This is a genomic window from Paenibacillus harenae DSM 16969, assembly GCF_000422465.1.
In the GTDB taxonomy this organism is placed as follows: Bacteria; Bacillota; Bacilli; order Paenibacillales; family Paenibacillaceae; genus Pristimantibacillus; species Pristimantibacillus harenae.
Genome location: NZ_AULV01000015.1, coordinates 1 through 22,195 on the forward strand (window position 1 = coordinate 1; position 22,195 = coordinate 22,195).

A 22,195-nucleotide genomic window follows, 5' to 3' on the forward strand; every position below is an offset into this window, starting at 1 on the left:
AGAAGCTAACAAGGCCATAAAAAAGGTTACGGATAAACCAAAGTAAAAGGGGGGATATCGGGATGGAAAAAGCAATCGAAGTAAAAGGACTGCAAAAATCCTACAAGCAGCATCACGTCTTAAAGGGCGTGGATTTCGAGGTGGAAAAGGGCAGTATTTTCGCCCTGCTCGGCTCCAACGGGGCGGGCAAGACAACGGTTGTCAAAATCCTCACCACGCTGCTCAAACCAGACAGCGGAACCGCCACCGTAAACGGATTCGATGTTGCGTCGAAACCCGACAATGTGCGGCAGGCGATCAGTCTGCGGCGTTTGTGCCGACCGAGTCGATGCCGACTGTCGTTCGCGTCTTTGCAGACAACCAGCCGGTGACCTCGATCGTGGAAGCTATTCGTGCGCTGCTGTCAGGGCAGCCGGTGGGCCATGATATTTGGGTCGCTCTTGCGAGGTGCGTCGGGATTATGCTCGCAGCCTATTTCTTTGCAATGAGGGTGTATAATAAAAAACTCGACCTGAACAGGTCGATTTAAGGAAGTTCTTCGTGTTATCTAAAATGATCTTAGGACCGATAACCTTTTTATCGTCTTTTATTGTTGAGCAATCGATACAACCCATAAATGATAAGTAAAAATAGAGAATAAATGACAAGGACGATCATCCATTCCCCGGAACCAGAGCGCATATTGACTCCGACATAAGCAAATACAAGCATGATCGGAATTTTGCCAATGAGGGTCGTTAATATAAATATTGGGAAAGGTAAACCAAATACGCCAGCATACATATTGATAAGTGACGCAGGCATGATAGGGATCATACGTGCAATTAACAGCGACCAGAATGAATGGTTGTTAATAAACGTATTCATTTTTCGAAAAGAGGCGCTTCTCTCCACCCATACTTTTCCCTGGTTAATTAGCAAATAGCGGAATAAAAAGTAAATTAATACGGCAGCTAGCGTCGAGGCAGCGATGTTCATCAGACTACCCCACAATAGACCATACATCGCTCCAATAACTCCGCCAACTAATCCGAACGGAATGCCAGGAACAGCGGCTAATATTACGATAAGTACAAAGACAATGATGAAGTCTCCATCCTTATCCTCATTAATCCAATTAATGAATACATCCGCATTCAAAAAAACGATTAACATAATTGCGACGCTAAGAGATGCAACCATCCATTTGTAAACTTTCAAACGCACGTCTCCCCTATTGACTCTCTGTCTAGCTTACTACGTTAAGCATACTAAACTCAAATCCAATTACGGACTTTTGCCGTGAGCAAAGTCGTAACTTTACAGCTGCACTCCCTTACGCTTCTTCTGCTGCATGGTAAGCCCAGTTAGCAGCGAGGCGAAGGAGAGCGGAACGAGAGCGAACCTGATGATCGGCTCCATTGCGCTTGCGGCCGGGTTTCGCGGTAAAAACAAAAAAAACTTCAGTTACAATTACAACTGAGAGTTTTTCAGAAATCTTATAACGAGAGCGGAAGGGCGAAGCGGATTCCCAATCCCCCATTTTGGGACGTGATTCTCTTGTACTTTGGACCTCGCTTGGGAGTCATAAATCATCCCTCTTTCCGAAAATGAGTTAAAACCGGCAGAATGTCCTGCCGGTTCCCATACGGTAGAAATCAAATAAAGAAAAATGGAAGTAAAAAAAGTGTGGTGATGAGAGCTAAATCAAGCCAATAACCTCCGTAGCCATAGCCACCGTAGCCGTAACCACCATAGAAGCCGGATAGTTTTGCATTCTTCTTAGAATTCGTTTTTTTTATTTTCCCTCCGGTTTTTGCTGACGCAAGTGTCAATGTTCCGTCACCAATCTCGCACTCGGTCAACAATACTCTTCCTCCACTTACTTCACTAACCGTTCCATAGTAATGCGTACCGTCATGGGTGACCGCACAGACCTTCCGTCCGATAAGCGGATTGACAGTCTCATAGCAAACCGGATAAATCGGTTGCATAACCTCTCTCCTTCCAAAAAGTAAAGTGACAATCGCCGTAGTATACATCGTAGACTATGACTGTTACCCCAGCTCCGTCTGTACTTTCGCCTTTTGTCCACAAAAATGGGTGCAGTCATCGACGTGAAACGGCATAGGATATTTAGAGAGGTGATAAGATTATGGACTATCCTACGTTATTAGCCCGACTCGGCGAAGGAAGCGCACATCCCGGAGGTTTCCAAGCGACCAAGGAACTGATTGAACGAATCAAGCTGCCTACTGGCACCAAAGTGCTCGAGGTTGGGTGCGGAACGGGCCGGACCGCCTGTTATTTAGCCAGTATGGGCTGTGACGTAACGGCGATGGACCGGAATGAAGCAATGGTCGAAAAAGCGAAACGCCGTGCGAGGTTGAGCGGAGCTCCCTTACGGATTGTTAAGGCAGATGCCGCTTCCATGCCATTTCCGGATGCATCGTTTGATGTGGTTTTTGTGGAGTCGGTTACGGCATTTACGAAAGGGAGCTCGGCTTTGCGGGAGTTCTGGAGGGTGCTGAAACCAGGAGGAATCCTGTACGATCGTGAAATGGCGCTTACCAGAAAAATACCTGCGGCACATTTGCGGGAACTTCAATCATTTTATGGGCTCCTTCATCTGCGCACCGTTCCGGAGTGGCTGAAGCTGGTGCGGCAATCACGTTTTCAAAAATTGACCGTGTCCCGATTCTCCCCGATGAAACAACCGTTAACCGATATCGATCCCTTTCGGGTTATCGAACATAATCTGCTCTTAAATCAAGACACAATACGCATGATGACCAATAATGAACGCTTGATGAACAGGTTTGCCAAAGTCATGGGAAGCATTGTGATAACCGCATGGAAATCATGATAAAGCTAAAATAAGACAACCTAATCACTGCTACGATAAAAGGAGAAGATGCCTGGACAGTTTCTCGGGAACGAGGCTGACAGTGAGTTATTCGGATGGTGTACAAGTGAGGACGCAGTAAATATAATTTGGAAGGCCGGCATGAATAAGGCCCTTTGTGCTATACGGGACTATTCTCCGTGCCGTGCGAATCTTCTACGTATATCACGGAGAGTCTTCCATGTCCAATTTTCGGATGCGCAGCAGCGCCGTCAATATAATCGAAAAAGCCGCCATCGCCAGCATCGGAATCGTAATGAAGCCGAACCAGTTCAAGTAGTCGCCCTGACAGGAGACGGGACCGCAGGCAGCCAGCGCCGAGTCATGAGGAAGCTTCTGAAGCACGGTATGATAAAGCGAGAATCCGCAACCAATCGCGGCAATCGGTATCGCATATGCGATACAGCCGGCATCGCCCTTCGCATACGCAATGCCGAGCAGAAGCGCCAGCGGGTACATAAAGATCCTTTGAAACCAACATAGGCTGCATGGAAGAAAATGCATGACCTCGCTCAAATACAGGCTTCCTGCCGTCGCCAGCACCGCAGCCGCCCACGCTAGAAACAGCCAAAACGATACCTTTTTCTCCTTTTTCTCCTTCTTCTCCCTCTCCTCCTGGATATCCAGTTCAATCCCTCGCTCTCGTCATGTCTTGTGCTATTTCCTATTATTATCTATAGGAGCCCGATATGTCATGACTCGAAAGAGCTATAGTCTGCAGATATAGGTTTCTTAAAAGATGCGCCGACCCAAATCCTGTATAACCACCATTTCGGTCATCAAGATTTTAAATTTGCTTCTTTATTATTTTTTACAAGTTACGCGCATTTCCTTTTATAAAATAACTTAACCGATGCACAGTTCAAATATAAACTGCTGACACCACGCTGTCAGGATTGCTTTACTATAATGAAAGAAGCATACGGGAGGAGGAGACGATTTGAGACTGGACCGACTGCTGGCCATTATGATGTGTCTATTTAATGAGACGAGGATCAGCGCAACCGGGCTGTCCGGGAGGCTAGGGGTTTCCTTGCGCACCGTCTATCGGGATATGGAGACGATCCTTCGAGCCGGCATACCCATCGTCTCGTTCCCCGGCGCAGATGGCGGATATGAGATTGAGTCCGGTTACCGGGCCGAAAAAAAACTGCTGTCCCTCCATCATTTCGTATCCGTTTGCTCAGCTCTGCACGGTACGCCGCTGTCTGCGGAAAGCGAAGAAATCGAAGATTTAATCGCCGCTTCCTCCGGGATCTCGCAGGAGGATATCCGGGCGTTAATAAGGGCAGCTCATGGGCTGCGCATCGTCAGTATTGACTATAGGGACAGCAGCGGATCGGAAACGAAGAGGACTGTAGAGCCGCATGGCCTATTTATGAAATACGGCAGCTGGTACATGTACGGCTACTGCCGCTTTCGCTCGGATACGAGGATATTCAAGCTGTCCCGGATCTGCCGGCTGGACAGCAGCATGGAGACCTTCTGTCCACGAAGCATTACGCTTCATGATGTGGATCAGCAGTTTCAACAGGTCGGACGCTCGGCGAAGCTGGATGTTGCGCTGCTGTTCTGCCGTGAAGCCGAGACGAGAGTCAGGGATGAGTTCCAAGCGGAGGAACTGACGGTCTTGCCGGATAACGGCATTCAGGTAACGGGCCGTTACTCTTCGATGGAAACCGCCGTGCGGCATATTCTCAGCTACGGCGAGCATGCGAGGGTACAACATCCGCCTTGGTTAATCGCCGAGCTTAAGAGCCGCATTGCGGCTATGGGGCGGATCTATTAACGACGTCGATATAACGATTTTTACGCAAAAAAGATGTCTCCTGGAGGCTCGAAAACCTGCTTGGACACCTCATTTGGGCGGTTTTAGTTGAAGCGCCGGATTGGGGCGCTATTGGGGCGCTATTGGGGCGCTATTGGGGCTTTTTTTACGCATAAGGGGAAAACCTCCCTTTATTTTGGGCGAGAACGATTAGTTTTAAGCAATTAAAGGGAAAAACCGGCATTATTCGCACGGTTATCCGCTCAAACTCGGAAAGCGGATCAAATTAGCGGGAGAAATTCCGACTAGATCAAGCGTGCTCCGTGTTGAGGTAGAATTAAAGGTGCTTTTTCCCATTAAGCTCGATCCATACCACATACCACATAGCTCGATGTCCACGTCGACTTCGCCGCCCGCCGAGACGCCCGCTCCTGAACGATGTTCCGCGCTGACAGGAATTATGAACACTCCTCCCATTGACGCGACCGTGCTGCGGTAGGAATAATCACCGATTGTTATTTTGACCGCCGGCTTCTTTCCCGCCCCTAAGCTCTCAACGACCTCGTCCGGCACCTGAATGCCCGTCGCCGTTTTCTTGCTAAGATGGATGACCGCTCGAATTATGGCTATGTGACACGATCATCATCTACGAGGCTAATCATCCAAAATCTCTTGCAAAAACTTGTCCCTGTTCAGTAAAAAATACTTCGTTATTTGATAATGGTCCGTCATCTCGTAATTGATCTCTTCAATGGCTTCGTTATCGAAGCTGTAGATAGTGGCGTCAGGATAACCTAGAAGAATCGGAGAATGGGTTGCAATTATAAATTGGCTGTCGCCCGATGAGACTAAATCATGCAGGATTCTCAAAAACGACAGCTGCCGTTGAGGGGATAAAGCCGCCTCCGGCTCGTCCAATAAATAGATGGCTTTCCCCTTAAAGCGGTTGGAAAAGAGAGATAAAAAAGACTCGCCATGCGATTGTTGGTGCAAAGAGCGTCCGCCGTATGCGTCATAAGCTCCTACATCATCGATATGGGACGCAAAATTGTAAAAAGACTCTGCCCGGAGAAAAAAACCTTTTGCAACTTTAGGCAGCCACGAAAGCCTGATATATTCGCCAAGCGCCGATTCGGAAGCATGTACGTCATAGTAGTTATTACGTCCTCCGCCTGCCGTATTAAATTCGCATTTCTCGGCAATAGCCTCCAGCAGCGTGGACTTGCCTGATCCGTTTTCCCCGACAAAAAAGGTAACTTTGTTTTTCAAATCCAGTTGTTGAAGGTTCTTAATCGATGGAATCGAGAACGGATACTCCTTAAAAGACGGAATCTGTTCATGCAGAAGTGCAATTCTCTTTAAGAACATGTTGTCACCTGCGAATTCTTTTTGTTTTTATAGTACCATCTATTTGGTTGAGCCAAAAGAAAAACAGCCTCCGGCCATAAGAGCCGGAAACTTCGCTTGCAGCTCATTTGCTGCTTATACTCTCAATCGTAACGCGATAGGCTTGCGCAATATGATACAGCGTGTCGCCGCCGACGTATGGTTCGGCGGACAAGCCGGGATACAGATCGCCTGGCCGAATATTGATCCCCCGGACATTGCCTACAATAATAATGCAAAAGAAATTCACCCTTTCCGCGCTGTTGTCTTATACAAACTATGCTCGGAAAGGGCATCTGTTCCGATCGTTCAGGCGTTCTGCGGATTTAACGCGCCATTCTGCCGCAGGAACTCTGCGACTCGGTGGTTCCCCTGCTTAACGGCAAGAGCAAGAGGCGTTTCTCCGCCCTCCGCCTTCGCGTTGACATCTGCCCCATGCTCAAGCAACAAGCGGATCAACTCGATGTTGTCATCGTGAAAGGCAGCGGTATGCAGGCAAGTGTGGCCGTTGCTGTCGAACAGATCGGTCCCGGCATTACGCGCTAATAACAGCCGAATGACCTCCGTATTTCTCTCCCCCGCTATCGCGGCATGCAGAGCCGTATTGGAGGGAATAAATGATATTCTGGAATGAGAGATGGCGTTAACGTCAGCTCCATGGTCTAACAATAGCTGCACGGCATCCTTGTTCCCGTAATGCGCCGCGAATCCCAGAGGCGTAAGACCGTCGTTATTCTCCGTGTCCGCCAGGTCCGGATGAGCGTCCAAAATGGTTATTAACCGAGACAGATCCCCCGATTGTGCCGCCTGAAACAGATCGTTTATGATTGAACTCGTTTCCATATTAAATACCTCCGTTTCGTATTTTTGAATCATTGTCAACTGTCATGCATTTAAATTATAACAATTGCAATGGAATTGACTTCTTCAAAATCACCTTTTTTGACGAAATTGAGAGGGAGACCATGCAAAACGTTTGGAAAATAAACCGCTGAACGAACTGGGACTTTGAAGCCCTACTTCCAAACAAATATCTGTAATGGACTTATCCGTAGCAACAAGCAGCTTCTTTGCCTCCCGAAGCCTTACTTCCGATAGAAACTGGCGGGGAGTCATCCCAAACAATTGTTTGTAGCTTCTAAGAAAATGGTTTGGAGATAGACATGCCGCATTTGCGATTTCCTTCAACGTTATAGGTTGATAATAGTATGCTGAGATATAATCATGACCAAGATGTACCCTTTTGAACAATTCCTCCCGGGTTGCGGCTTTCAGCGACTGCAGTTTCATCATATCCTTATGGACTTGACGGTGGACCTGTAAGAGCCTTTGAGATAATTCAAGCAATTTTTCATCTATCCAGTTATGATCACTCTGCTTATTTTTATATTCAGCCTTTATTTGAAACAAGGCGGGGGCCAGTAAATCATCATTGCAGTAAGTTTTTTCAACAAAATCGATTGACCTTGGCCTTGATGAGAACGGATCATCCAGGAGCTTCTCATTAGATGTTACCAAACTATGATAAACCTCTCCGACCATTCTTTCCGGGAAAAAGATACAAAATGATTCTACGGGAACTTCTGATTCGATAGTTATCGAGTACTCTTGACCGTTATTGAGCAAAAGATAGTTACCTTCATTAACAGCGAAATGTCCATGGCCTGCATGATAATATGCACGTCCATTCATGAATGTTTTTATGGACAATGCCCCTGTTCCCTTCCAAAAGTAATTATTGCTTCTTGCATGCAGAATTGGAAGAAAGTTATGAGTATTTTTGCCCGGAGAATCAGCCATCAGATACCCCTCTCATTGAATAGCATCGTGTGCTTCTTCTGGATGGATGAGCGATTTCCCTGCTTTGTTTATAAGTTTAAAAGCTTTTTTCTTTCAAAAACATGAAAAGCCGCTCCCGATTGCCGGGAGCGGCTTCTCTGTAACAAAATCAGTTAATGAATTTCAAGTGCTTGAGCAGGCTTTCCAGCATGACGACCGCTTCGGCGCGCGTCGTCTTCTTGGCCGGAGCGAACGTTCCATCCGGGTTGCCCTTGATGATTCCCGCGGCTGCAACGTCGGCCGCCGCTTGCTGCGCCCAAGCCGCAATGCTGCCTTGATCGGCGAAGCCGCTCAGAGATGAAGCGTCTCCCGCTGCGGCAGAGCCTGCAAAGGCCATCGCTTTCGAGAGAATAACGGCCATCTCTTGGCGGGTGATCGTCCGGTCCGGCTTGAACGTACCGTCTTCATAACCGCTGATCAGCTCCGATCTCACGGCCGCCTCTATGAAGGCCGCGTACCAGCTGCTGCCGCCTACATCCGAGAAGGAAGAGGAGGAGCCGTTCCCCAGATTCAAACCGAGGGCGCGCACGACTAGTGCCGTAAATTCGGCACGCGTAACCGACTGCGAAGGTTTGAACTGCCGCTCGCTTACGCCATTGACGATAAGCTTGGAGGCAAGCGATTCAACCGATTGCTTCGCCCAGTGATCCGGCTTCACGTCTTCGAACGATTTCCGGACGGACACCACCGTATAATAACTGTTGCCGTTCCGCTTCATGGTCACCTGCGTTTGTCCGTCTGCCGCAGCAGCGAATGTGGACGGAACAAACATCAGCTTACCCGCCGTCGTATCGTATCGAACCGCTGTCGCGTTCTCCGTATCGATAGATTGGCCGAGCCATATCGTGCGTTCAGCGAATACGCCGCCGAACGAATGAAGCTCGACCGATTCCTCTCCAGCTTCGGCGAACACGATAAAGTCATAGACGTCTCCGTGTACGGCTGCGCCCTCAGAACTTGCCGCTTGCTGTACGGCTGCCCGCACCTCATCGCTAGCAGGTTCGATGATGATGCTCACCGTAACCTCACCGTCGAGTTGCCCCGCCGCTCCGTCAGCCAACACGCTTACCGGTACCGAGAAGCTTACTTTGCCGCCGGTTACGACGATGACCGCATCCGGACGTTTCGCTGCCGCATCGTTCAAGGCCGACAAAGGCAGTTTGGCCTTCAAGCCGCCATTCGGCGCAAGATCAGCAGAAAGCTTGATTTTGTTATCACCCGCCGCCAGCTTGTTCACCAAAGCGTTGAAAGTCCCGGCATTTATTTCCGTTACAGCCAACGGCCGCCCATTGGGACCTTTCTCCGTTTTCGGTTCAAGCTCAGGTCCAGGCGTCTGACCAGGCGTTCCCGGATTAGGCGACGATGTATCTTGTACATTCAACTGCAGAACCGCGACCGTACCGCCAACCTCATTCGCCACCAGCAGCAGCGGCTTTCCGGTCGGACTATCCGCTGCCGGAATGAATTCAATCCCTTCCGGTGCCGTGTCGGTCTCCAGATTGTTGTCCGGCGTAAATTCGCGCGTGTTTGTATAGTTGACGAATACAGGCTTCGTCGGGTCCGTCACATCGTAAATCATAATGCCGCCGATACGCTCCAGGCCAATAAAAGCGAAAATCTTATCGCCGACTTTGCCGATTTTGATATCCTCCGGTTCCGGACCTTTCTTCGCGCTTCGGTCGTCCAAAGCCGTCTTGTTATTTCCGGCATTGAAATTTCCAGGCAAACGCTGCGCCGTAATTTGCTCGAAGCTATTGCCGCTGTCATAGATCAGCTTCATATCTTCGGTATCCCATACCGAGAAGGAGCGGGCGCCGTAAGCATAGATGCCATCGGTCCCCATGTCGCTCGCCACTTCCAGTTTGTCATACTGCGATTTGCCTTGGAGGAACAGCGCAGCTGCCGAAGCCGGGTCCAGCTTCTTCTTCATGTCTGCTACCTTGCTGCCGTTCTCTCTTCCGGGCCATTCGGTCACATCGCCCTCGTTAGCCGAGAACAGATACGTCTTGCCGTTCATTGTATAAGCGGCTACGCCGTCAGGCATATACATGCCGTAGAACGGCACGTTCTCCAGATTTATTTCGCCGTCCTTCACCAAGTCAAGCGAATTGGCCGGGAGACTGTAATCCTTGAATCCGAATCCTTTGACCGATACGATCTTTTTCGTAGTCAGGTCAACCGCCGCTACCGCGTTATTCTCCTGCAGGGAGACATAAGCCTTCGTTTGGTCGTCGGACAGCGCGATATATTCCGGTTCCAAGTCGAAGATGGCATCCGCTTTGGCCCCTTTGCCTGTGATGAGTCCGCTGTCCGGATCGGAAGCGCCGCGGATATGCACACCGTCACCGATGATGGACGGATCGTCGAATTTCAACTGCACGACTGAATCGGTCTCCGTATCGACGATCGTAACGCTGCCTTCCGGATCTCCCGCTTCCGTGCGCGGCTCGGCTTCATCTGCCGTTAATACATACCTGCCGTCGGCCGTTACCTTGATCATGTCCGGCTGAACGCCTGCATCATAGGATTTGAGAAGGTTTCCGGCATAATCAAGCATAAGGATTTTACCGGTTTTCAGCGGATCGGCTTCCTGCACCGCAACGAATACGCGTTTGGTCGCCGTATTCACATCGACGCTCGTTAAGTCACCGTATACGAATCCGCCCTTTTCAACCAGCTCCTTGATCAGGACTGACTTCTCCTTCACGGGTCCGGCTGCATTCCCAAGCACGACAATATCCAGGGTAGGCGGATTGCCCCCTCCGTTCACCAAATAAAATTTGCCGTTATCCTTGTTGTACTTCACGATTTCCGCCACGCCGCCGTCGCTGTTCGGGGAGCCCGCGCGATAACTGCCGATTTTCGTGACGGAGAGCCTGTCCTTGATCGCTTCGTTAACCGTCAGAGCCAAGGTGACTTGCCCGGCTGCCGACGCGCCGTCCGTGACGGTCAAGGTTACGTTGTACGTTCCTTGCGATGGGTTCGCCGGCGTTCCGGCAATAACACCGGTCGACGCATTCAGGCTCAATCCTTCCGGCAGGCCACTAGCCGCGAAAGTGTACGGAGGCGTGCCGCCGCTCACAGTGATTGCTGCGGCATACGGCATTCCCGCTGCAGCATTCGGCAAACTCGTTGTCTCGAAAGCCAGCGGCTGCCGGACAACGCCCCATTCGCCGTCGGAGCCGCTGCGAGGTCCGTACAGAGCGACCGTATCGGTGGAAGCTTCGCTGTAATCGATTTGCTCAAAGTTGGCCTTGTTATTGTCCGTGTCGGTCAGATCAACTCGTCTAATCGCTTTTTTCTTGGACGTTCCTTCCGCTGAACCGCTCGGGTATGCCGTTTCAAAGCCGTCGATATCGCTGCCCGAGTCATTGCTGCCCGTTCCAAGCAGATCGACATAACCTGCCGGCTTCGCAACAAACGGATTGGCGTCGGTCAGGAGCGTCTGATTGCTCATCAAAGCGACCTTCAAGCCTTTGTTGTTAATGAATCGATTCCAGTTCTGATCGGCTTTGGCCGATAGATCGATTTTCAAATTGTCCGGTGAAGCGCCTGTCGCAGCCCCCGCGATCAGATACGACGAGCGGGCTTTGATCGTTCCCGTCAGATCCAGCTTGCTCCATGGCTGCGTCGGACCAGTCGTTGCATTCGAGCCCCGGTCCGCATATTGCAGCGACCAGCCGCTCAAATCGATGTCCGAATTCGTCGGGTTGTACAATTCGACAAATCCGTTGGACGCATACGTATCGGCTGCTGTCTTCAAGCCGCCGCCATACACCTGGTTAATGATGATATGGGGAACCGTTACGTCATATTTTCCATCCGCCGTATACGGTGTGCCCGCCGCAACCGGCTGCTGCGGATTGTTCGGATTGTTCGTAAGCGTCCATACGTCGGAATACGTCTTCCCGCCGAATGCATCCTCTGCTACCGCAAACCATTCATTTACCGCATTAGCGGAAAAATCGCTCCAACGGACCGCTACAAGCGTATCGCTTTGCACGTTCTCGCCGCTGCCGATCAGATGATCGGTATACACCTTCACGCCGAGGTAGTCGGTTGCGACTCGCTTCGCTTTCGGCGCGAGATCCAGATCAAGCGTGAATTCGTCTTTGCCTGGATACTCCTCCGGATCGTAAAAATGGAGATCGCCTTCGCCATTGTTTTTAGATGGCGAATAAGTCACGATATGCAGCTTATTACTGTCGACATCGAACTGCATAAGGCGGATGTAACCGTCTCCTCCATTGGGACCGCCTTGATAATCCGCAAGCATCTGATAGACGTTGCGGTCAGGAGTGCCGTCCCCGTCATCGTCGATTGCATCAGTCAGCAGCTCGGCATCATGATAGTGGCCGGACAGCACCGCAATGACGTTCGGATTGGTCAGAACGACTTTCTCATAAATCTTCTCCGCGATCGGGCTCCGGTTGCCGGATACGAGCAAATATTCATGGAAGTTCAGAATCGCTTTCCGCTCGGGGAACTTCTTCAGCACCTCGTCCATCCATTTGATTTCCTCGTCACCAAGGCCCCAGCCCATATACATCATGATATAGTCGTTGCCGTTCGACGAGATCAGGTCATAATGACCGCGGTTGTTGTCATAAGAACCGCCGTAGGTCGGCTCGTCCTTGTATCGGTCCGCCCCGAAGTTGGCCCAGTATTGATCATAGGCGCCGAGCTTATGATCAACGTCATGGTTGCCGGCTAGTACGCCATAAGGAATATTCGCGTTTTCCAGCACCTTCATGTTCTTCGAAGCGACCACCCATTGCTCCGGCTTATCCGCTTCGTCGACAAGATCACCCGTGTGGAATACATATTTGATCTTATACGCTTCCTTGTTGTCTGCAATCCAATTCACGATGCTTTCGTAAATATGCGGATAGCTCTCTGAATAATATTGCGTGTCGGACATCCAGACGAATGAATAATCGACCGATTCCGGCGAACTCGGCACTTCGTCCTGCACCAATACGTTAACCGTATGGTCCTTCGCGTAATCGCCGACCTCAATACGGCCCGAAAGCGTGAAATCTCCAGCCCCCGCGATTTTTACGTCCTGTGCATCCCACTTCGCAAGCGTATGGTTCCACACATACAGCGTAACTTTACGGCCTTCGAGCGATTTGCCCTTCCATTCGATATCCGCCAGGTCGGTTGCCTTAACCGATTCGTCCAGCTTCACTTCGAAGCGGTGATAAGGGAACTGCTCGTCCGAATCATCGGTCAGGTAGTCGCTGTCCGCTTTTGCGATTCGGGCATAATCGCCGTCGGTCATTGCCGTCTCGCCGGCAGGCGCCTGCTCGCGCGGAGGCTCGGTGTCGGCGGCGTTGCGGAAGCCCGTGAAGCTGCCGCGCTTCATCGCGTCGTACAAATAACCTCTATAGAAGGAAACCTTCATCGCGTCATCCGTCGGGTCCGTTACTTTGACGATGAGATCGGCCACAGCGTCCTGCATCGGGCCAATGATTCCTTGCGATACGAACACGGGCTTGTCAGGCGCTTCCACCGGCGTCGTGAACTTGATGGTCTTCATCGTCTTATTGTCGACCTTATCGGACGCTTCAATCGTCAGCGTATGCTCGCCGGCATTCAAGGAAACGGAGGAGACGGTATGCGGAAGTGCGACTTCCTCCCCGTCCAGCTTGGCTGCTACGTTCCCGACTCCGGCGATCTCGTCGGTCGCCTCGGCGTTAATGACGAAGCTGCCTTTGTACGTCTGGCCGTCTTCCACAGTCGCCGTAATGGCCGGCGCCGTATTGTCAACCTTAACCTGCGCCGTAACGGCGTCTCCTCCGATGGCCGCCTTCACAGTGTAGGAGCCGTCGTCGACAGTTGTCGTGTCCCAGCTATACGCTTTCGATGTAAACTTATCGGCAGGAATGTTGAACGTAAAGTCGATGAACGGATTTTTCCCGGCGCTGTCGCCCATCTTTATCTCGGTGTTCGGATTCGCATACCGTAAATCATAATACTCGGTTCCATCCGCCAACACGAGCCTGACGTTCCGGATTTCAAAATCATCCTTGTTCTCTTCAGGACGATCGTCGAACGGTGACGATTTGGAGCCCGCACGGATCGAAACCGTATTGCTCGGGCCAGCCGTCAGCCGCTTCGAATCGATTGGAATCGTCAGAGTCTCGTATGCATTAATCGTGTCATCGAATGTACGCAAAATTTCGGCACCGATCGTCACCGCATTTTTAAAATACAGGTTTACGCTCTTCACTTCAAAAGCAAAGTAAGCGTCGGATTCGATCGCATGATACGTCATTTCCTGGGAAATCGCCTCGTCATTAATCGACAGCCCTATGGCGTCAGCTTCTGCAGCATTGGCCGTACCCTTAATGACCGTCTGGCCGGTAAGCACGTCGCCGTCAGCAGCGTTCAGGCGAAGGCCATCCTGAGGTAGGCCGCCGATAACGGTTAGACGATAGGTGTCGGTTGTCGTTTTATTAAAGCCGTCCGAAACTTCCAAATAATAATCGATATATTCCTTGCCGATCATTTCCGGCGAATAGATCATGTGGTGGTACATCGAATCGGCAAAGCTTTGTTGCAGATAGCGCTTCGTGTAACCCGATTGCAAATTGTTTTTGTAAAATAACGCGACGGATTTCACCGAGACGTCATCCTCCGCGTCAAATTTCAGCTCGACATTGCTGCTTGGGATAGCTTCCGACTTGCTTGTCAGGTTCGCCAGCTGCGGCGGAACCGTATCGTCCGGAACCGTCACGGTTATCTCCGGAACCTGTAAAGGCTTGACGCTCCCCGGCGTCGGAGCTTCCGTTCCGGCGCTAAGCTTAATCAGATTCGCCGTTCCGTTCGTCGGATAGCTGTAAAGAATACTTTTATCGGCAACGGTATCGTCGCCGTTTTCATTGTAGATCGCGACCGCCAATTCCTCGCCCGCGTTGGTCTTCACGATAAGTCCGCGAGGATCCCCATTTGCCATTCCGCCGGTATTCACCTTGACAATGTCGACATTGCCGACCAGACTCGTCTGATAGAAAGCATTAAAATCATCGACCGTCAGATCGCCGTTCTGTCCGTTAATAACCCAGAATACCAATGTTTCTTTTGAAGGAATGATGATGTCTTCCTTGATGCCGGGCCAGATGACGTCCGCGTCCGGACCGGAAGCCGGGTAACGATAGACGAGCTTGTAGTCGTCGAAGTTCAAATCGCGGTCAGTATTATTGTAGATTTCGACAAACTCATAGCCGTCCGCGGTGCCGACGTTGGTCGAGTCGGGGACCAGCTCGGTAATGAGAAACGGAGGCATGCCGTCGAAGTTCACGTTCGTGAGGGTTATGTTGAAGCTGTTCACCGGCGTCGATTTGGTCAACGTCCCGTCGGAAGCCTCAATATAATATTCCATGACGGGTTCGGTAAGCGCAGCCTTCGGAATCGCGCCCTCATATGCATTGCCCGTCCCTTTCGTTAATGGAGCTTGCGCATACCCCGCTTGGGAGCGCGGCTTATAGTATACGGACGCCGTCACAGTATCGTTATTCGCGTCTGTGATTTCGGCTTGAATCCATGCATCATTATCATTGCTTACGGTCGCAAGCGGCGTATGTACGATAACCGGAGGCTCGTTCGTTACGTCCGGCAGCACGACCTGCTCCGGCGGAATTTGCGCCGCTTCATACGAACCGGGCGTCGGCGTTGCCTTCAGCCCGAACTTGTCTTGTTCCTTGCCGCTTGCCGGCACCGTGAATTGCACGCTTAGACCTGCGCCGACATCGGTTCCGAGGTAGCTCGCCTGAGCGATCTCCGCATTCGTCTTCTTGTTCTTGATGACGACCGCCCGCGATCCGCCATTGGCGAAACCCGGGAACCCGGCGACCTGCGTCAGCTGATTATCGGCGATGCTTGTCTTGTAATGGTCATTAAAATCAACAAGCGTCTTGCCGGAATTAGGATTATACCAAAAAACATGCAGCTCCCCCGGTTCAATCGTTACCGTAGGCAGCGTGTATTTGAAATCCGCACTAGAGCCTGACGTATAACGGTAGAGCAGCTGATAGTCCGCATTGGCCGCGTCCTCCGAACCGACGGCGAGCGCTTTGTTCGAGTTATTGTAAATCTCGAAATACTCATAAAGATCTGTGCCGGTATTGTCCGGCAGGATCTCTGTCACGAATAATTCCATCTGCGCGTATGCGCCGGCCTCTCCTTCCGCGTAAGCAGGCCGCGGTGAAGCCGGTAAAATAACAGAGGTTGCCAGCATGCTGAAAGCTAACAGCAGCGGCAACCACCTTTTTAATCTTCGACGTTTCAATTCCATTCCCCTCCGCCAATAAATTGGTATGAACCAAGCTACTTCATTCTATCGATGGTTTGTAAATGGAATGTTATGGCGATTTTAAGATTTCATGTTTCTACAATATTCGCTCGATAAACCAAAAAACGCCAAAACCGCCGATCAGGACGGAAGCTCCGAGCTGGAGTCTCTGCTTATGATGCTGCCTGCCTTCAGGCGCAAGCAGCCGGGTGCGAATGAGCCACAGCAGCGGAACCGCAACCGCCAGCACGGCAACCTGACCGATCTCGACGCCAAGGTTGAAGGCAAACAAGGGAAGAGCGACGCGATCCGACAACTGATCCGCCAGCATGCCGGCAAAGCCGAAGCCGTGCAGCAGACCGAACAGCAGCGCGGTTAGCCAGCGCCGAGCGGTCGATTTCCCTATCACATTCTCCACCGCGATATAGATAATGCTTAGCGCAATGAGCGGCTCAACAATTGAAGCCGGCAGGGAGAAGATGCCAAGCGAAGCAAGCGCCAGCGTAACGCTATGGCCTATGGTGAAGGCGGTCACGATCGCCAGAATCGCCTTAAAGCTGCGTGCCGCGATCAGCAGGCCAAACAGAAATAGCAGATGGTCAAAACCGGTCCAAATGTGATGAATGCCAAGCGCGGTATAGTCCTTTAACGTCTTGACCCAAGATGCCTTTCCATCACCGGCGCCTACCGTATCGCCTCCCTGCTTGATTTGTATCAGATTATTCGTCGGGCTGAGCACCTGCTCAATCGACTGCCCGCCGAGATGGACGGTCGCAAGATTGCGGTGATTCGGATCCGTTCCGTCGGCGAATACGCCATATTGCACCATGTACCGATCGATCGGTTGCTCGAAGCGATAGCGGACGGTCATGCCCACGACGGGGGTTCCCGAACGTTCCGTCAGCTCTATCTTCTCAAGCGCGCCATCCGACAGCTTGCCGTCTCCCGTCACGATCAAATAATTGCTGACAAACGTTTCAAGCGCTTCGCCGGCCGCGTCCAGCTCCTCTTCAGACAAAACACCGTCCCCGTCTCCGTCGATCGAAAGCGCCTGGTCGAGATCATGTTCGGACAAGTATAGGGAATAGTACAGATCCTGCGTTTCAACCCGGATATCCGAGAAGCCCGTAGACGCAAAATGCGCCGAAGCCCTGTCGGCGGCCCCTGCCCCGGCAAATATAAATAATACGGCAAGCAGGACGAGCAGCCTTCCCCCCATCATTGCGTTACTCCTGGTGTGCATAGACAAACAATCCTCCTCGACATGTAAGAGCAGCCCTTAGGGAAGCCTTTGGTCCCACTCTAGCAGAGGATCTTCACCTTTCGATAATGCTCGTGTAAATCCGATGTAAAATGATGTCGGGAGCATGCCCGCGGCAAACGCCAAATAACCCGAACCGGCCTTAGCCGGAATCGGGTTATTTCAATTATTTTCGCCGTATGCTACACCATGATTTTGCAAATATCGTTCGTAAACTCGACCGGATCGTTGATCGGCAGGCCTTCTATCAGAAGCGCTTGGTTGTAGAGCAGCTGCGTATAGAGATTCAGCTTTTCTTTGTCGGTGTCGAAGGCAGCCTTGAGCGATTGGTACACCTCATGATTGATGTTAATCTCCAGTACCTTGTCCGCTTTGACGTCCTGGCTGTTCGGCATTGCCTTCAATATTTTCTCCATCTCGATCGTCAATTCGCCTTCGGCGGACAGGCAGACCGGATGGCTCTTCAGTCTCTTCGACGCTTTGACGCTCTTCACTTTGCCGGACAGCAGGCCGGTCATATGCTCGAAGAGATCCTTATTCTCACTTGCTTCCTCGTCGGCTTGCTTATCGGACGCGTCCGATTCGATGCCCAGGTCGCCGCTCGATACCGATTTGAACTCTTTATCCTTGTATTTCATGACGATCTTGATCGCGAACTCGTCGATATCGTCGGTAAAGTAAAGAATCTCATAGCCCTTATCGGCTACCAGCTCCGTCTGCGGCAGCTTCTCGATCCGTTCAATCGACTCGCCGGATGCGTAGTAAATGTATTTCTGGTCTTCAGGCATTCTGGATACATACTCGTCCAGCGTAACCAGCTTCTTCTCCTTCGAGGAGTAGAACATCAGCAGATCCTGCAGGTCTTCCTTATTCATGCCGTAATCGTTATAGACGCCGAACTTGAGCTGACGGCCGAACGACTGGTAGAACTTCTCGTACTTCTCTCTTTCTTCCTTCAGAAGGCTTTGCAGCTGGCCTTTGATTTTGTTCTTAATATTCTTCGCGATGAGCTTCAACTGCCGGTCATGCTGCAGCAGCTCCCTGGAAATGTTCAGCGACAGATCCTCCGAATCGACCATACCTTTCACGAAGCTGAAATAGTCCGGCAGCAGATCCGCGCATTTTTCCATAATCAGCACGCCGTTGGAATAAAGCTCGAGTCCCTTCTCATACTCCTTCGTGTAATAATCGAACGGCGTATTCTCCGGAATGAACAGAATCGCGTTATAGACCACAGCGCCGTCCGCGCTGATATGAACATGCTTCAGCGGCTTATCGAAGCCGTATCTTTTCTCGAAGTAGAAGTTCTCGTAATCCTCTTGCGTGAGCTCATTTTTATTTTTGCGCCAGATCGGCACCATGCTGTTCACGGTTTGCTCTTCCTGATAGTCCTCGAGCTCGTTGTCCTCGCTGCCTTCCTTCGGCCGCTGCCCCTTCACATCCATCTTAATCGGGTAACGGATAAAATCGGAGTATTTCTTAATGATGGCTCTCAGACGGTACTCCTGCAAATATTCATCGTATTGCTCATCTTCGTTGTTTTCTTTGATTTTGAGCGTAATTTCCGTACCTACCGTTTCCTTCTCGCACGGCACGATCGTGTAGCCGTCCGCGCCTTCGGATACCCACTTGTAGGCTTCATCGCTGCCCAATGCTTTGGAAATCACGGTAACCTCGTCCGCCACCATAAAAGCGGAATAGAAGCCGACGCCGAATTGACCGATAATGTTGTGGCCGTCCTTCAGCTCATTTTCTTTCTTGAATGCGAACGATCCGCTCTTCGCGATTACGCCGAGGTTATTCTCCAGATCCTCCTGCGTCATGCCGATACCCGTGTCGGTAATCGTTAACGTTCTGCTTTCCTGGTCTGCCGTTACCTTGATGTAATAGTCCTCTTTATTAAACACCAATGAATCGTCGGTTAACGCTTTGTAATAGATTTTGTCAATCGCATCGCTGGCATTGGAAATAAGCTCCCTCAGGAAAATTTCCTTCTGCGTATAGATGGAGTTGATCATCATTTCCAGCAATCGTTTCGATTCTGCTTGGAACTGCTTCTTGGTCATGAACGGGTCTCCTTTCAATTTAGAACATTGGTTAGCACTCAAATTGCCAGAGTGCTAATACTTCCTTTTATATAACATATCCTAATTTTTAATGTCAAGCTGCTTTTAAAAGAAAATACAATACTCCCGAGCTGTATTAATTACAAAATCCGCATCGTTGGCAAGCATTTCCTTACCGGTACGTACATTGCTCGACCGATACCGTTTTTGCCCCGTGTAAATAAGCAAATGATTCAAGCGCTCTCTGCACACTTTCGCGAAGACCATCCGTGTAGTCGATTTCAGGCTCGATTTGCAGCAATTGTACCGTCAAGCGGCCTAGTTTTGTATCCAGACGCGGGTCCATGCGGCCGATCAAACGGTCGCCGGCTAAAATCGGCATCGCATAATAACCATACTTACGCTTGACAGCAGGCGTGTAAATTTCCCATCGATAATTGAAATCGAACAAGTCCGCTAACCGTTGGCGGCTCCATAATAAGTTGTCCAGAGGCGGGAGGAAGTGAACCGGTAATTCCGCTTCATTCTCGATAGCGCGGGCCCGGCCCTCGTCTTCCTGTGCGGAAAGCCGCTCCATATCCGAAGCTAATATGTAATAATGCTTGTTTAATCCTTCGACTAAGACTTGTACGATTTCTCCCGATTTGACGTGCTGATCAATAGCCTCCCGTCGTTCTTTTGCGCTTAATGACTGCCAACCGAAACGGGGGTCGCTCGGTTCAAATACCCTGTACGCCCGAAAAAACTTTTGCATCATCGCTTCAAGCGCTTTGGCCTTGTCGATTCGCTCCGCTTGTTGAAGCAGTTCGACGGGAACGCTGCGCCTGGTGACATCAAACAGGCGTTGGTTTCCTTCTCTGCCGACTATTCTAATTTGCGCGGCGTCCGTCAATAAATTCAGCGCATGAGATGTAGCTTTTGTCTTGGCGTTTACATTATCCCAGTAGCCGTGTACCCTTTGATTGGATTCAAACGACTTTGCCGGCAGCGGACCTTCGTTTTCCAGCTTATGCAGCACTTGTTCGGCGATGGTCGAAATCATATCGATATGGGGCTGAACACGCTGCTGCAGTCGCCGACGGGTCGGTTCGAAAATAGGATAGTCTTCCATCGGAATGACACATGCTGCGTTTGCTAAATATTCAAACACTTCGTTTTTTCGGAGCAGCTCATTCAGAATCGCCGGCTCGTAACCGTCAATTCTTGCCGCCAGCGTCAGATGCTGATTCGGACGAACGGCAGAGACCGGGTCGATCTGAACGCATTCCAAATGCCGGATCATGTCCAGCACCCGCTGGCGCATCGCTTCCGCAGAGCTTGCGCATTCCTCCGGCGGTTGAAGTAAGAACTGCTTCTCCAGCAAAAAACGCCGGAGCGCTCGTTTCGTCGTTTGTAACATCATGACTCCTCCCTTTGGCTAGCTTGTAGTTAATGGCAATGAAATGGTACAGACCGTGCCTTTGCCTTTTTCACTTTCATAAATAATGCTGCCTTTCATCGCCTCAATGATCCGTACTGCAACAGAGGTGCCGAGCCCTGTCCCGCTTTCTTTTGTTGTGTAGAACAGTGTCCCGATTCGCCGGATCTCTTCGGGGGTCATCCCTTTGCCTTTGTCAATTATTTTCAGTTCAACCCGATCGCCTTTTACCGCCAATTTGATTTGTACCGCTGCCTTTTCCTTTGATGCTTCTACTGCGTTTTTAATAACGTTGACTAACGCCTGTTGAAGTTGATCGCGATCGGTATGTACATAAATTTGCTGTTCCAGTTGGCTATCGAACTGTATTCCTTTTAAACTTGCTAACGGCGTTAACAGTATAGTAATGTTTTCAATTAAATCTGCTAATGAAATTTTTTCGTATTTTGTCAATTTCGGCTTCGAAAAGTTCAGATAATCATTAATGATGACCTCTGCTCTTGCAAGCTCATTTAACGCAAATTGTAAATAATCTCGATTTTTACCCTCAACGATCGTTTTACTCATGAGTTGTAAAAAGCCTTGAACAACGGTCAATGGATTGCGGACCTCATGTGCGATGGAAGCGGCAACTTCACCTAATGTCTTCAGCTTTTCCGCACGTTGAATTTCCGCTTTCATTATTGCTCGTTCGCAGTTGAATTCCTGAAGTGTAGAAGATAACCATGTCCCTAATGTTTGAACCAATCCAAAAAATAAAACGGCTCGAATGGGCTCAAAATCCAAGGGCTTTTCAACCTGTTTGAGCATTGTATAGGAAATTAGAATAAGCAGCATAACAACGGAGGGGATTACGGAAATGAGGATCACTGCTCTTATTCTCCGGCGTCCGGCTAAGCGGGCGATTTTCTTGGTAAATAATAAAGGCCCCAGAAACGCCAACGTAATGCTTATAAATCCAAACCATAATGCATCCCCGCCTAGATAAGTCCTGGTAGCCAATATCATTAGGTAGTTAATAAAACCGGCTATCGGTCCACCGTACACCGTAGAAATCACAAGAGGGACATACCTGAGATCCCAGTATAAATCCAGGGCGTAGTATGAGAAAATCAAACATAATGAGGATGAAATGCCATGTAAAAGTCCCACCGTATAAGGAGATTCGAAGTGACGCCAACGGTCGCCGAACGCTGTAAAGACTAATACGGGAGCTAAGACGATAAGGACGTTAAGAAATAGTTTTTCTAGTAACATAACCTAGCGCAGACTCCTTAT

General features: G+C 50.2%; 16 protein-coding genes and 2 pseudogenes. 4 read left to right on the forward strand and 14 right to left on the reverse strand.

What is annotated here, in order from left to right:
• Positions 1-62: 62 nt before the first annotated feature.
• Positions 63-305 (forward strand): annotated as a pseudogene (locus tag H581_RS0102830) (ATP-binding cassette domain-containing protein); the annotation flags it as partial.
• Positions 302-529: pseudogene (locus H581_RS36880) on the forward strand (ABC transporter permease); the annotation flags it as partial. The pseudogenes H581_RS0102830 and H581_RS36880, both read left to right, overlap by 4 nt.
• Before the next feature lie 47 nt (positions 530-576).
• Here the strand turns inward: H581_RS36880 and H581_RS36200 are convergent.
• From H581_RS36200 to H581_RS0102840, 3 genes are all read right to left on the reverse strand, one after another.
• Entirely contained in the window at positions 577-1,200 is a 624-nt protein-coding gene (locus H581_RS36200) for a TVP38/TMEM64 family protein (RefSeq protein ID WP_051250404.1), read from the reverse strand.
• Between the two features lie 115 nt (positions 1,201-1,315).
• Complete coding sequence (locus H581_RS37620) at positions 1,316-1,522, reverse strand: hypothetical protein (protein WP_156889484.1); 207 nt, start codon at positions 1,520-1,522, stop codon at positions 1,316-1,318.
• Between the two features lie 115 nt (positions 1,523-1,637).
• On the reverse strand, positions 1,638-1,973 hold the full coding sequence (locus tag H581_RS0102840; RefSeq protein WP_028608700.1) for a hypothetical protein: 336 nt from the start codon (positions 1,971-1,973) through the stop codon (positions 1,638-1,640).
• Between the two features lie 161 nt (positions 1,974-2,134).
• On the opposite strand from H581_RS0102840, the gene H581_RS0102845 reads away from it, so the two are divergent.
• Positions 2,135-2,845, forward strand: coding sequence for a class I SAM-dependent methyltransferase (locus H581_RS0102845; protein ID WP_028608701.1), 711 nt, complete (start codon positions 2,135-2,137; stop codon positions 2,843-2,845).
• Positions 2,846-3,049: 204 nt separating this feature from the next.
• Here the strand turns inward: H581_RS0102845 and H581_RS0102850 are convergent, their stop codons facing one another.
• Positions 3,050-3,505, reverse strand: coding sequence for a disulfide oxidoreductase (locus tag H581_RS0102850; RefSeq protein ID WP_051250405.1), 456 nt, complete (start codon positions 3,503-3,505; stop codon positions 3,050-3,052).
• Positions 3,506-3,824: 319 nt separating this feature from the next.
• Between H581_RS0102850 and H581_RS0102855 the strand changes: the two genes are divergently transcribed.
• Complete coding sequence (locus tag H581_RS0102855) at positions 3,825-4,673, forward strand: helix-turn-helix transcriptional regulator (RefSeq protein ID WP_028608703.1); 849 nt, start codon at positions 3,825-3,827, stop codon at positions 4,671-4,673.
• A 234-nt stretch (positions 4,674-4,907) separates the two neighbouring features.
• Here H581_RS0102855 and H581_RS32810 read toward each other — a convergent pair whose 3' ends face one another.
• From H581_RS32810 to H581_RS0102905, 10 genes are all read right to left on the reverse strand, one after another.
• Positions 4,908-5,282, reverse strand: a complete 375-nt coding sequence (locus H581_RS32810; RefSeq protein ID WP_342663388.1) for a DUF1905 domain-containing protein — start codon at positions 5,280-5,282, stop codon at positions 4,908-4,910.
• A 24-nt stretch (positions 5,283-5,306) separates the two neighbouring features.
• A complete protein-coding gene (locus H581_RS0102865; protein WP_028608704.1) occupies positions 5,307-6,020 on the reverse strand; it encodes an AAA family ATPase in 714 nt (237 codons plus the stop codon).
• A 103-nt stretch (positions 6,021-6,123) separates the two neighbouring features.
• Positions 6,124-6,288 carry a LysM peptidoglycan-binding domain-containing protein gene (locus H581_RS37625; protein WP_156889485.1) on the reverse strand — a complete coding sequence of 55 codons (165 nt, stop codon included), beginning with the start codon at positions 6,286-6,288 and terminating at the stop codon, positions 6,124-6,126.
• A 59-nt stretch (positions 6,289-6,347) separates the two neighbouring features.
• Positions 6,348-6,881, reverse strand: a complete 534-nt coding sequence (locus H581_RS0102875; RefSeq protein ID WP_028608705.1) for an ankyrin repeat domain-containing protein — start codon at positions 6,879-6,881, stop codon at positions 6,348-6,350.
• A gap of 90 nt (positions 6,882-6,971) precedes the next feature.
• The gene (locus H581_RS0102880; RefSeq protein ID WP_028608706.1) at positions 6,972-7,838 is read right to left on the reverse strand and encodes a helix-turn-helix transcriptional regulator; all 867 of its coding nucleotides are present in this window, start codon (positions 7,836-7,838) and stop codon (positions 6,972-6,974) included.
• A 148-nt stretch (positions 7,839-7,986) separates the two neighbouring features.
• Entirely contained in the window at positions 7,987-16,170 is an 8,184-nt protein-coding gene (locus H581_RS36205; protein WP_169507413.1) for a choice-of-anchor I family protein, read from the reverse strand.
• Positions 16,171-16,270: 100 nt separating this feature from the next.
• Positions 16,271-17,416: a HupE/UreJ family protein gene (locus tag H581_RS36210; RefSeq protein ID WP_084134428.1), complete on the reverse strand. Its 1,146-nt coding sequence runs from the start codon at positions 17,414-17,416 to the stop codon at positions 16,271-16,273.
• Positions 17,417-17,616: 200 nt separating this feature from the next.
• A complete protein-coding gene (gene htpG, locus H581_RS0102895) occupies positions 17,617-19,500 on the reverse strand; it encodes a molecular chaperone HtpG (protein ID WP_028608707.1) in 1,884 nt (627 codons plus the stop codon).
• A gap of 172 nt (positions 19,501-19,672) precedes the next feature.
• Positions 19,673-20,902 carry a winged helix-turn-helix domain-containing protein gene (locus H581_RS0102900; RefSeq protein ID WP_245599885.1) on the reverse strand — a complete coding sequence of 410 codons (1,230 nt, stop codon included), beginning with the start codon at positions 20,900-20,902 and terminating at the stop codon, positions 19,673-19,675.
• A gap of 15 nt (positions 20,903-20,917) precedes the next feature.
• Positions 20,918-22,174, reverse strand: coding sequence for a sensor histidine kinase (locus H581_RS0102905; RefSeq protein WP_028608709.1), 1,257 nt, complete (start codon positions 22,172-22,174; stop codon positions 20,918-20,920).
• Between the last annotated feature and the right edge of the window lie 21 nt (positions 22,175-22,195).

Bases quoted from the DNA above. Each gene is read 5' to 3' on its own strand.
- H581_RS37620 (WP_156889484.1), bottom strand. From the start codon at position 1,522: ATGGGGGATTGGGAATCCGCTTCGCCCTTCCGCTCTCGTTATAAGATT.
- H581_RS0102840 (WP_028608700.1), bottom strand. From the start codon at position 1,973: ATGCAACCGATTTATCCGGTTTGCTATGAGACTGTCAATCCGCTTATC.
- H581_RS0102845 (WP_028608701.1), top strand. From the start codon at position 2,135: ATGGACTATCCTACGTTATTAGCCCGACTCGGCGAAGGAAGCGCACAT.
- H581_RS0102865 (WP_028608704.1), bottom strand. From the start codon at position 6,020: ATGTTCTTAAAGAGAATTGCACTTCTGCATGAACAGATTCCGTCTTTT.
- H581_RS0102875 (WP_028608705.1), bottom strand. From the start codon at position 6,881: ATGGAAACGAGTTCAATCATAAACGATCTGTTTCAGGCGGCACAATCG.
- H581_RS0102880 (WP_028608706.1), bottom strand. From the start codon at position 7,838: ATGGCTGATTCTCCGGGCAAAAATACTCATAACTTTCTTCCAATTCTG.
- H581_RS36210 (WP_084134428.1), bottom strand. From the start codon at position 17,416: ATGCACACCAGGAGTAACGCAATGATGGGGGGAAGGCTGCTCGTCCTG.
- htpG (WP_028608707.1), bottom strand. From the start codon at position 19,500: ATGACCAAGAAGCAGTTCCAAGCAGAATCGAAACGATTGCTGGAAATG.
- H581_RS0102900 (WP_245599885.1), bottom strand. From the start codon at position 20,902: ATGATGTTACAAACGACGAAACGAGCGCTCCGGCGTTTTTTGCTGGAG.
- H581_RS0102905 (WP_028608709.1), bottom strand. From the start codon at position 22,174: ATGTTACTAGAAAAACTATTTCTTAACGTCCTTATCGTCTTAGCTCCC.